The sequence below is a fragment of the Aliiglaciecola sp. 2_MG-2023 genome, assembly GCF_030548145.1.
GTDB classification, from domain to species: domain Bacteria; phylum Pseudomonadota; class Gammaproteobacteria; order Enterobacterales; family Alteromonadaceae; genus Aliiglaciecola; species Aliiglaciecola lipolytica_A.
Map to the genome: position 1 here is coordinate 1 of NZ_JAUORY010000042.1, position 11,099 is coordinate 11,099.

Annotated in this window: 10 protein-coding genes; 1 reads left to right on the forward strand and 9 read right to left on the reverse strand. The window is 40.9% G+C overall.

Annotation, left to right across the window (positions count from 1 at the left end):
- The first annotated feature begins 414 nt into the window (after nucleotides 1–414).
- Nucleotides 415–1,035, forward strand: coding sequence for a hypothetical protein (locus Q4567_RS21645; protein WP_303502374.1), 621 nt, complete (start codon nucleotides 415–417; stop codon nucleotides 1,033–1,035).
- Nucleotides 1,036–1,153: 118 nt separating this feature from the next.
- On the opposite strand, the gene yjjX is transcribed toward Q4567_RS21645, so the two are convergent.
- The 9 genes from yjjX to Q4567_RS21690 all read right to left on the reverse strand — a co-directional run bounded on the left by yjjX (nucleotide 1,154) and on the right by Q4567_RS21690 (nucleotide 10,738).
- On the reverse strand, nucleotides 1,154–1,696 hold the full coding sequence (yjjX, locus tag Q4567_RS21650; RefSeq protein WP_303502376.1) for an inosine/xanthosine triphosphatase: 543 nt from the start codon (nucleotides 1,694–1,696) through the stop codon (nucleotides 1,154–1,156).
- 16 nt (nucleotides 1,697–1,712) lie between these two features.
- Nucleotides 1,713–2,951, reverse strand: a complete 1,239-nt coding sequence (locus tag Q4567_RS21655) for an ABC transporter permease (RefSeq protein WP_303502377.1) — start codon at nucleotides 2,949–2,951, stop codon at nucleotides 1,713–1,715.
- The gene (locus Q4567_RS21660) at nucleotides 2,948–4,138 is read right to left on the reverse strand and encodes an efflux RND transporter periplasmic adaptor subunit (RefSeq protein WP_303502380.1); all 1,191 of its coding nucleotides are present in this window, start codon (nucleotides 4,136–4,138) and stop codon (nucleotides 2,948–2,950) included. Before Q4567_RS21660 ends, Q4567_RS21655 begins: the two co-directional genes overlap by 4 nt.
- Nucleotides 4,135–5,139, reverse strand: coding sequence for an HlyD family secretion protein (locus Q4567_RS21665; RefSeq protein WP_252728817.1), 1,005 nt, complete (start codon nucleotides 5,137–5,139; stop codon nucleotides 4,135–4,137). Before Q4567_RS21665 ends, Q4567_RS21660 begins: the two co-directional genes overlap by 4 nt.
- A gap of 1 nt (nucleotide 5,140) precedes the next feature.
- Nucleotides 5,141–6,121: an HlyD family secretion protein gene (locus Q4567_RS21670; RefSeq protein ID WP_303502383.1), complete on the reverse strand. Its 981-nt coding sequence runs from the start codon at nucleotides 6,119–6,121 to the stop codon at nucleotides 5,141–5,143.
- A complete protein-coding gene (locus Q4567_RS21675; protein WP_216047070.1) occupies nucleotides 6,111–6,779 on the reverse strand; it encodes an ABC transporter ATP-binding protein in 669 nt (222 codons plus the stop codon). The genes Q4567_RS21670 and Q4567_RS21675 overlap by 11 nt, the downstream gene beginning before the upstream one ends.
- 122 nt (nucleotides 6,780–6,901) lie before the next feature.
- Nucleotides 6,902–8,656 (reverse strand): ABC transporter transmembrane domain-containing protein, encoded by a 1,755-nt coding sequence (locus Q4567_RS21680; protein WP_216047071.1) that lies wholly within the window; start codon nucleotides 8,654–8,656, stop codon nucleotides 6,902–6,904.
- Between the two features lie 150 nt (nucleotides 8,657–8,806).
- Nucleotides 8,807–9,820, reverse strand: a complete 1,014-nt coding sequence (locus Q4567_RS21685; protein WP_303502387.1) for a hypothetical protein — start codon at nucleotides 9,818–9,820, stop codon at nucleotides 8,807–8,809.
- A gap of 117 nt (nucleotides 9,821–9,937) precedes the next feature.
- On the reverse strand, nucleotides 9,938–10,738 hold the full coding sequence (locus Q4567_RS21690; RefSeq protein ID WP_303502390.1) for an ABC transporter substrate-binding protein: 801 nt from the start codon (nucleotides 10,736–10,738) through the stop codon (nucleotides 9,938–9,940).
- Nucleotides 10,739–11,099 lie beyond the last annotated feature (361 nt).

Sequence of the window (11,099 nt, forward strand, 5' to 3'; positions counted from 1 at the left end):
ATTTTTGTTTTGTGGTGAAATATATAATACCAAATTTCAAGCACTTACTTCTTTTTACTGTGGGGATTCTTCAGGCTTTAGCCCATAGATTCATTTCATTCAGGTTAACCTAATTGCGCGGAGCTAAAGCACCCGCCTACAAGATAAGTGTTCCCCCTTACCCATGTAGCATGGGCTTTAGCCCATGAATTCATTTCATTCTGGTTACCCTAATCGCGCAGGACTAAAACACCCGCCAGCAACAAAAAGCTCAATTGACACTCATCTATATCCATGCGTAAATCTGACTATAGATTACCCATTTAACCTAAGATTATGATTAGAAAGCTCTTTCGTGTTTCACGATTTCTACATAAATGGGCAGGATTATTCCTTGCCGTACAAATTTTATTGTGGATTTTAGGTGGTGTAGTGATGAGTGTTATACCTTTGGAAAAGGTGCACGGAGATCATCTCGCAATCAAAAATCTAAACTATGAAATCGACAATACACAGTATGCTTTCTCCCTAGATACCCTTCGCCTTAGAATTTCCGACCCTATTCATAGAATTTCCTATACCCAAGTTTTAGGTGAGCCTTATTACGAAGTTCAGACGGCGTCTGGTGAGCAATTATTCCATGGCTTAACTGGCGATTTGATGGGTATTATCAATGCTGAAAAAGCGGCAACAATAGCAAAACAACATTATCTTGGAAGCGGCGAACTTATCGAGCAAAATTTGTTAGCTAAAGCTCCAATGGAAGCCTCTCGCAACAAAGGAAAAGTGTGGCAGCTAAAATTTGATGATACTTGGAATACCACATTGTATGTGTCTCCGTTAAGCGGCAAGTTAACGACTATTAGAAGTGATTTGTGGCGTATTTTTGATTTTTTTTGGATGTTGCATATTATGGATTATGACGAGCGAGAAAATTTTAATAACCCGTTATTAATCACATTTTCTATCTCCGCTTTATTGTTTACCGTTACTGGTATTATTTTACTATTTAAGAGTTTTAACTTGGTTGCGATTAGACGATTAAAACGTCGGTGATGGGTTATCCCCCTCCCCTTGTAGTATGGGCTTTAGCTCATGGATTTATTTCATTCAGGTTAAACTAATCGCGCGAGGCTAAAGCACCCGCTTACAAACGAATCTTGAACAATCGCGATTAAAATCGATCTGCGTGCAGAAAAGGCGCCATGGCTAGGGTTAGAGCCTGTGTATAATTGCCACCACGGGTTTCAAGCCCATTGGTTAACAATCCAATCGCACCGCCTTTTTGTTTGATGTTGCTGGTACCAAAAAGCTTGTCCATCAACGGACCGAGTTCCTCACCTTGTTGTAAATGGCTAAAAACAGACTCAGGTATTGGCAAGTTAGCGCTTCTACCCACTTGCAATTTAGATTGAGCCGAAACCACCACATAAGCAAAAGTAGCTGGACCATATTCAAAATTGTCAACTCCCCCTTCCATCGCCGCGTAAAAATCAGCGTTAAAATGAGACTGACAAAACTTAACTCGGTTAACTGCTCCTTGGTAAGTTTCCTTTTCTGACATTGGTTGCTCAGAGACCAACGAAGGCGCATCAACCCCTCGACAATCAATCTGTTGCTGTGGAAAAATTCTAGCCAATGTATCTTTAAATGCGCTAATTTTCACCGGATTTTTTGAGCCAACAATGGCTACTACTGTATTGTTGTCAAATTCCATTAACTACGCCTAATCGTTAGTCTGAATGCAGGGCTTCTATTGGATTAAGTTTCGAGGCTTTTATCGCCGGAAATACACCAAATCCAACCCCCACAATCATGCAAATAGACAAGGATAAAACAATTGCAGTTAAAGACCAACTCACTGCCCACCCCGAATAAAAGCCGATAATCTCGGATAGTACTAAGCCAAAAAATACCCCTAAAAGTCCACCTAACACAGAAATAGTGAAGCTTTCGGCTAAAAACTGCTGCTTAATATCAATTTGGCGGGCACCAACTGCGCGCAATAAACCAATTTCAGTGGTTCTTTCCATTACATTGGCTAACATTATATTCATAATGCCGATTCCACCTACCAACAAAGAAATTCCGGCAACACAGGCCATGACAATATTGAATATTTCTTGGGTTTGTTTTTGCTGCTCTAATAAAGCTGCGGGGATAATCAGTTCATAATCCTGCACGCCACCGTGGCGCATTTTCATCAATTCAGCCACGGCTTTTGATGCCACAACAGGATCGGTCGATTTCGCAATGCTGAGTTTTATGCTATCTAACTCGCTTGCTAAATTTTCACTTTTTAACTTTTGTTCTGCGGTGGCGATGGGGATAAAAATTCGATAGCGATCACCGCCAATTTTTACCCCCTGGAATTCATTTTTGTTACCCTGTGGAGGCGCTAAAACGCCTACCACATGTAACCAAATATGGTTGACTTTGACGTATTTCCCAAGTGCTTCTTGCTGCGGAAATAGTTCTTTAGCGGCATCAACTCCCAGAACAGCCACTTGCGCTAAGTTATCGTTATCATGTTGGTCCGTGAAGCGACCTGTGGTTAAGCGCATGTTAGCGTGTTTATAATAACTACTAGATACGCCCAATAGCTGTGCCCCAGATTTTCCATAATCACTGTAAATATCATGAACTTTAATATTTTTGCTTGCACTATAATCATCGACGAAAGGCAAGGTGCTCATGGCAGCCTGAACATCTCCCATGGTTAATCCCATGCTTTCTTCACGAATCTCAACCAGTTCGTTCTTATTGTAATCTAAACCTTGCACTATGATATTGTTGACACCCATAGAATCAATTAGCTTGAGCGCTTCGTTTTCTGCACCTTCACCAATGTTCAGCATCGCAATAACCGCTCCAACACCGAAAATCATGCCTAAAAGTGTTAAAAAGGTTCTTAGTTTTTGCGCGGACAATTCGGCTATAGCATCCGCTATCAAGGTCCAATATCGAGTCATGATGAAAGCTCCGGTAAACTCAACGCAATCTCATCCCCCTCAATTAAACCGCTCTCAACTTCCACAAAATACAAATTCTTTTGTTTGGTAGTGATCTGACGCTGTTCAAAGCCTTCGGCCGTTTTTAGATACACAAAATTTCGTCCCTGTTGATGATGAATAGCTTGTAAAGGCACTAACAGTGAGGGCTTGGCCGGTTGTACTAAGATTGATGCTTTGAGCTTACGTCCGGGCTGCATTAGGCTAATATCTTGCTGAGTTAGTTCAACTACTAATTCGTAATAGGTGACAGGATTTCCTCTTTCAATGGAGCGAGGATAACCAGATACACTGGCCACTTTGCCATCAAAGGTTCGATCAGGGAACGCATCTAGAGACACTTTAACCTCAATGCCAGATTTTAAACTGATGGCGTCTTTGGCTAATACAAACACGCGGGCTTGCATGTTATCTAAATTAGGAATTTTGGCAATCGGACGCCCCGGAAACACCGTTTGACCAACAGAAGGTTTTTCCCCCATACGGTCTTTTTCGTAGGTAAGTAGTCCATCATTAGGGGCAAAAACTTGTAATTGCGATAACGCTTGTTGATGGCGTAGATATTTGATTTCATGGCCTTTTCGTTTTATTTCCAACACCCCAACATTACTCTTATTTTGCTCGTCGACACTGTCCTTTTTCCAGTCCAAAAAGTTATCTTTAGCACCTAAAAAATCACGATTTTGGAAGGAATCAATAATTTCTAATTTGGAATAAACACGTAAATCATCTATCGCAAATTTATCTGCGAATTCAAACTCATAGTCTACGAATTCTTGCTCGGAGAGGATGTCATTTTGTTGTTGAAAACGTTCGGCTTCGCTTTGAATGATATCCTGACTGAATAACGCCATGCGTAATTCTTCTTCTTTGCTATCCACCAGCAGTTGCTCTGCGTCAAAACGGGCAATAATATCGCCTTTTTTCACTTTAGTGTTTTCATCAGCAAGCCAAGACAACACCATTGGACGTCTGCCTGGAGAAACAATTTTTTGGGCATGCACAGCTTCGATTTCACCAAAACCATTGAGGGTAATATCAAAGGGTCTGGCGTTCACTTCGAAGGTGGGAATCTTTGTCACCTCCTCTTCACAGCCGGTTAAAATAAGCATTGAGAGGGCGATAAAATAGTATGACAGTCTGTTCATGTGCGTTCCTCACTAAGTAATTGCACATTGGCTTTCATGCCCGGTCGCATTTTATCTAGATCTAGCTTATCGAGCTTCACCCAAGCATCAAAGACTACCTTGAGGTTATGCTGAGAACGGTTTCGATAGGCTTGACCAAGCGAGGTGATGGTGCCGGCGTAGGGCTTTTCAGGGTGGGCATCTAACACCACTTTGACCTGCTGTCCTACTTTCACGACAGATGAATCCGATTCATCAAATTCGACTTTCACGGCCAATTTATCCAACGACGGTAACGTTACCAAAGGACGTCCCATAGAGACGGTATCACCAACAGCAGGTTTATTGTCATCGTTATCGACTTGATAAACCACTAACCCATCTTTGGGTGCTTTTACGACTAGTTTGTCTAGACTGTCTTGTATATTTTTGACTCTTAGCGCTAATTTTTTAATTCGCCCATTTTGTACTTCTCCATTAATGATCATGCGCTCTTTGTTTTGTGCTAGTTTTTGTATGGCCTGTTGATATAAAACTTTATTTATTTCATATTCTGAGACTTGCTTTAAGCGCTCAACTTCAGAACGTGATGCATCGGTAATTGCGACTTTACGCTCAGAGATTTCCATATTCATTTTTGCTTCAGCCATGGCTAATTCAAGGTCTTTCTCGGTCGCTTGTTCTTTGAGTTTACGTTTCTCAGACTCTTTAATTGCGGCGTCTAAATCACTTTGTTTACTAACGAGATCCTCCATGAGTTTATCGCCATCAAATTTAACCACTAAGTCACCTTTTTTGAGCAAGGTGTTTTCTGGCGCTAAATATTCAATTTTAAACTGCCACATCCGACTAACACTCGGTGGCCCTATAGGTGCATCGTGCAGCGAAACCAATTCAGCAGGCGCTACTATGGGTTCGTTTACTCGCTCTTTTTCGCTTATTGCAACGCTGACTTTTGAACAGCTTGTCACAGTGACAACGGCGAACAAGATTAAAAACAATAAAGAATACTGAATTTGCATGCTAATTATCTCCGCGGGTTAGCGGTGGAACATCCACACGCACACTCATACCTGGCAATAAGGTTAATTCAGGGGTATCAACAAATTGAAAAATCACCGGGTAGTAAACACTATTGCTCCACTGTACTTTCTTTTCTGTTTGTGTAGACAAGAAGGTCAGTTTACCTTTGAATTTTTTGCTCGGATAAGCATCCAACACTAACTCAACATTTTTGTTCGCTTTTAAACGTTCCACATCAATTTCATGCACCCAGCTTTCAATTTGGAAATTGTCAGTGGCTTGAACATCGATAATATTCCATGCCGCACGCACGTTAATTCCAGCCGCCATTTTTTCACCCGACCAAGGATGAATAGCGTAACTAATAGGACCTTTAAAATTGGCAGTAACACTCATTTTTTCCATTTGACTGCGTTGATAACGAATTTCATCTTCAATTAATCGTATCTGAATTCGTTGCTTTTCAATGCCCGTAAGCAAGGCTTGTTCGGCTAACTTTAGGTTTTCTTCCGCTTTAATCAGCTCCATTTGCGTACGTTGTAAGGTCAGCTCAAATTTACCTTTATCTAACTGACTAACTTGGGATTCAGGCACGTTAGCCTCAATTTTGGCTTGTTCCACCCGCATTTGAGCAATAGTCAACGCACCTTGCGCTTCTAGATACTCTTGTTCCAAGTCCATTGTTATTTGGGTTAATTCGAGCTGCTCAGTCTCTAAGGTCTCTTCATTGGCTTCTAACTGGCTTTGGATTAATGAACCATCGAAAACAGCAATTAAGTCACCGGCTTCCACCATTTTGCCTTCTTCTTCTAACCATTGAATCTGAATGTTCCAACTGCGTCCCCGCGGCGCGGTGACAACTTGTTTTTTGGCTGAACTGATTTTACCTGTCAGCAGTAATGATTCACCTTTTGCCAGAACAGGATGACTAAATATACTCACAGCAAGCACGGCAATGAAAAAAACCAAATTAATGTTCATCAATGATCTTCCCATCTTTCATTCTGATAACCCGTTGCGCATAAGTCGCAATTTCTTCTTCATGGGTGACCATTACGATGGTTTGGCCTGCTTGATGCAATTCTGTTAGCAATGCCATAATTTCAACCGAGGTTTTGCTGTCTAAGTTTCCGGTAGGCTCATCAGCCAAGATCACTTTGGGTTGGTTAATGAGCGCTCGCGCGATCGCCACACGCTGCCGTTGTCCTCCCGACATTTCAAAAGGCTTATGATGTTTTCGGTGACTTATTCCCACCCTATCTATTAACCCTAACGCCCGTTGCATCGCTTCCTCTTCGCTGGTATCGGCATAGCGCAAGGGCAAAAGTACGTTACCTAATGCATCAAGTTTCGGTAATAGGTGAAAGGTTTGAAATATAAAACCAATATGGGTATTGCGGATGCCAGAGAGGGTATCATCGTCTAATTTGGCGACGTCTTGACCTGCTAGTAAGTACTGACCTTGATTAGGCGTATCTAAACACCCCAGCACATTCATTAAAGTCGATTTTCCTGATCCCGAACTGCCCATTACCGCAACAAATTCATTTTCATGTATGTTGAGTGTAACGCCATCTAAGGCAGTGACGATTTCCTCACCATTTTGAAACTGTTTTTTAATATCAATGAGTTGTAGCATTTTAGATATGGGTTCCTAATAATATGCGGATGACTAGACCAGTCACCCTAAATCAACGTAAAAATTGGCGTATTTTTACAATGATATTATGCAGATTTAACCGTTTATAATATAACTACTCGTCAACTGACGAGTTGCAATTCGGCGAACTGTCGGTACACACTGTTGCCTTGCATTAATTCATGATGGCTTCCAATTGCGACTACTTCACCTTTGTCCATAACCACTATTCTATCGGCATTCACCACTGTAGATAATCGATGGGCAATAATCAGCGTGGTTTTTCCATCCATTAATTTATCTAGAGCTTGCTTGACCAGTTGTTCGTTGGTGGCGTCCAACGCACTTGTGGCCTCGTCGAGCAATAAAATTGGTCGATCAGCCAATATCGCTCTGGCAATCGCAATTCGTTGTTTCTGTCCACCTGATAATCTAACACCTCTTTCACCTAAATCGGTAAAATATCCGTCTTGTAATTCACCAATAAATTTATCCGCCCTAGCCGCTTTTGCAGCTTCAATTACCTCATCCATAGTCGCATCTGGTCGACCATAACGGATATTTTCAAGAGCATTGGTTGCGAAAATAACCGATTCTTGAGGTACTAGTGCAAATTGTTTACGCAGATCATCCGGCGACAACATGTGGCAATGAAAACCATCAATTTGAATACTGCCACTAGTGATATCGTAAAACCTTAATAGCAGTTGAAACAAGGTCGATTTGCCGGCACCGCTAGGACCCACTAAGGCTATCCGCTCACCAGGTTCTATTTGTAAGTTAAGATGTTTAAGAACCGCTACTTGCTCAGCGCTAGGATAAGCGAAATTAACGTCTAGAATATCTAAGCGTCCTGAAATAACCTCGGGTAACAATTGAGGTTTCGCCGGTGCTTCAATAAGCGGTCGAGTATTGAGTAATTCCAATAAGCGCTCACTTGCCCCTGCCGCCTTTTGAATTTCACCAATCACTTCACTTATTGTAGCCACAGCCCCGCCGGCCATTACCGCATAAAACATAAATGCAGTAAGCTCGCCGGCGCTAACCCCAGCACTTAGCACCTCTTTAGCGCCTAACCAAGCAACAATGGTAATAGCAGTAATACTGATCCCCATTACCAATGAAATCATTAGCGCGCGATATTTTATTCGATGACTAGCAGCCAACATCACTGCCTCAATACGGTCAGCAAATAAACGACGGTCGATACCTTCATGGGTATAGGCTTGTACAGTTTGAATTTCGTGCAAACTTTCATCCACATATGCGCCCATATCGGCAACACGATCCTGACTATTTCGAGCGTAAATACGTACTCTTGCGCCTAAGAACTTAATCGGTAGGAGCACTAAGGGCACAGCAATCAAAACGTATAAAGTAAGTAAAGGACTGGTAATAAACATCAACAACATCGAGCCAATAAAGGTGATTGACGCTCGCAATGCCATGGATAGGCCCATACCCACCACAGTTTGCAACACTGTTGTATCTGCGGTGAACCGCGAAATCACTTCACCGGTTCGGGTTGATTCAAAAAAGCCTGGGGAGAGATTCAAAAGATGGAAATATACTTGTTTTCGAATATCGGCACTGACCCGTTCGCCTAGCCATATCATTAAATAAAACCGAAAAAACGCTGCTAAACTACCAAGCAAAGCAATCCCCAAAACCACAAACACCATTTGATTTAGTTTGTCACTGTTATTGGCCAAAAAGCCTTCATCAACGACGACTTTGACACCTTGACCAAGCATCAGCCAAGACACTGCGCCCACAATTAACGCTAGAATAGCTAACACAACTCTACGGCGATAAGGTTTGAGTTGACTAAAAATCCAACTGATTAACTGACGGGTTTGAATTTTTTCGGACGACATGTGTACTCATTGCAAATAGGTTTTGTTTATCCTACTTAAACTTACCTTACTTGTAATGATAATTCAGCTCAATGCACCTTAAAAACAGTGGAGTGTATTTTTGTTGATTACTTCACCTAACCACAAAGAGTTGTTTTTTATTTATGCTGGCTATCCCAAGTTTATTTTATCTTGTATTTGTTGTTTTAGCGCAGCGGGGTCTTCTACCGAAAGATACACTTTATTAAAAGGCTCATTGAGCATGCCCATCATCGAAAAATAACTTATTTCATGATTAAAAGTGAGTAATATATTAGCGGTTTTACCTCGCCCTAAAATTAGCAATTCGGTCAATTCTTGTTTATTCCAACACCCAGTATCGACGGTTTTTATGGTTAATAACGGAATAACCATGATAGACAAAAACGATGAATTCAATACTAAATTGTTGTCTAAAAAATACACCGAGTGGTAACGACTTATTCGATAGTTTGCACAGATAGAAATAATTGAATAGCTAATAAAAGAAGCCACAATTAGTGCAACCAATTCACTGATAGTGGCAATTAGCATATAGGTAAGACCAGCAACTAGCGTTAAACCGCATAACATACAAATAAAATGCAAAGGATAACGGGATAATAATTTCAAATGCGTCACTGGGCGCGGATGATTGCGAGACAAAAATGGTAGGCAGTAATACCAACTAGCGGGCTCATAGGAGAGCGTGATGGAGAGTTGTTGCTTTTTCTCATCATCATCACTGTTAATGCTGTTGATCATATGCACTCTTGGATCACCTTTGAGTTTTCGTGCCTTCCAGAGCGATTTGATCACGTGGGCGATTAAGAAAAATTCGATGGCCAGCAAAATACCAATAATCGGAATTCGTAACCACATAACAAATTCAAAATAATCAGCGATCTGTGCAGCAAAACTAAAACGTGCGATACCTGCACTTAGCGAAAAAATTAAGATCATCTTCCAAGGCTTTTGATTGCCTGCCTTGATGATTAATAACCAATACAGAATGGGTAGAAGTAGAAAATAAACTATTGCAAAACCAGCACTTAAAATTGTGTCAGTTTCGCTATTAAGTTGTTCAGGAAGAAAGTAAAAACCGGCGCTATAGCAAATAACAGCGATAATCAAAAAAGCGAGACGAGACTTTACAGCTTTGCGCACATCAGGTTCCTACAACGCAACGATTTGAATAGAACTCGATTCTACTTGAGAATAGTTATAATCACTATGGCTTACAGAGTTTGCGCTAAAAATGAAAATTAACAAAAAATGCCACACTCAGTACTGCAAACTAATGGGGGATTCAGATACGTTAAGAAAGGATTCAAATTGTTGATCTATTTCGCGTCTCTTACCGGATTTCTCAATAAATTCCAAAGCTTCGTTAAAACGATCAATATGTTGCTGTGCATCTTTGAACTGACGAGAGACAATATAAAAAAGTGGAACATTAGCCACAGGGATTTGCAGCACATTGACGTTAGAAAGTTTTGTAAAAAGTGTAGCGTTATTTTCACTTTGTAGATAACCATTGATAAACCCCAAATCACTCCAACCTTTTGCCACTTGCATCACGCATCCACCAGCCGTCGATGCGTTTTGGATTATCAGTTGATGCTTGTCAATTAATGCAACTTGTTCGCGGCTCAGACTGTAACCATGGGGCAAACATAAACGGGCTTTTTTTAATTCCGCTAACGACATTACATTCTTATTTTTATTTGTATATATTCTGACAGGAATCAAGTTAATAGGTTTGGAATAGATAAAAGTCTTTGCTCTTTGTTCGGTAAAAACATACGGAAAAGTCCCTTCATATTGCCCTTCAGCGGTCCATTTATAACCCCGCTGCCAAGGCAGAATCTCAATATCGACCTGTTTCCCCATTTGCTCAAATACTGCTTTTATTATTGATACTGACCAACCGTCATCGATTGCTTTAGGGTCAACATATGGGTAGTAATTAGATCCTGTGGTTAATTCAACTTTATTGTTTTGATGAGAAGATAAACTATTTTGCTGACCTATACTTAAACTTGAATAGGTTAATAAAGACATAGTTATTAAACTAACGACCATACATCTACCCATTCGCAAAATCCCTGCAGTTGTCAATAAACGAAACACTGTTTTAGTCAATGAAGTGAATGACTTAGAATATAATAGAATCGATAAAAATTGAAATATTAGAAATAAAATTCCCTAAAGAAATATGCGTATTTTGAGAATAATTAGCCTAAAGCGCCCACCTACAACCCATCCCTGTAGCATGGCCTTTAGGCCATGGATTTAGGCCACGGAAATAACCCATGAATTTTGCTGGCCTATCTAAGAGGGGCTAAAGCACCCGCCTACAACCCTTCCCTGTAGCATGGCCTTTAGGCCATGGATTTAGGTCACGGAGATAACCCATGAATTTAGCTGGCCTATCTAAGCGGGG

What these genes read in the sequence shown, in the direction of transcription:
- Q4567_RS21645 (WP_303502374.1), top strand. Translation starts at nt 415, where the DNA reads ATGAGTGTTATACCTTTGGAAAAGGTGCACGGAGATCATCTCGCAATC.
- yjjX (WP_303502376.1), bottom strand. Translation starts at nt 1,696, where the DNA reads ATGGAATTTGACAACAATACAGTAGTAGCCATTGTTGGCTCAAAAAAT.
- Q4567_RS21655 (WP_303502377.1), bottom strand. Translation starts at nt 2,951, where the DNA reads ATGACTCGATATTGGACCTTGATAGCGGATGCTATAGCCGAATTGTCC.
- Q4567_RS21660 (WP_303502380.1), bottom strand. Translation starts at nt 4,138, where the DNA reads ATGAACAGACTGTCATACTATTTTATCGCCCTCTCAATGCTTATTTTA.
- Q4567_RS21665 (WP_252728817.1), bottom strand. Translation starts at nt 5,139, where the DNA reads ATGCAAATTCAGTATTCTTTATTGTTTTTAATCTTGTTCGCCGTTGTC.
- Q4567_RS21670 (WP_303502383.1), bottom strand. Translation starts at nt 6,121, where the DNA reads ATGAACATTAATTTGGTTTTTTTCATTGCCGTGCTTGCTGTGAGTATA.
- Q4567_RS21675 (WP_216047070.1), bottom strand. Translation starts at nt 6,779, where the DNA reads ATGCTACAACTCATTGATATTAAAAAACAGTTTCAAAATGGTGAGGAA.
- Q4567_RS21680 (WP_216047071.1), bottom strand. Translation starts at nt 8,656, where the DNA reads ATGTCGTCCGAAAAAATTCAAACCCGTCAGTTAATCAGTTGGATTTTT.
- Q4567_RS21690 (WP_303502390.1), bottom strand. Translation starts at nt 10,738, where the DNA reads ATGGTCGTTAGTTTAATAACTATGTCTTTATTAACCTATTCAAGTTTA.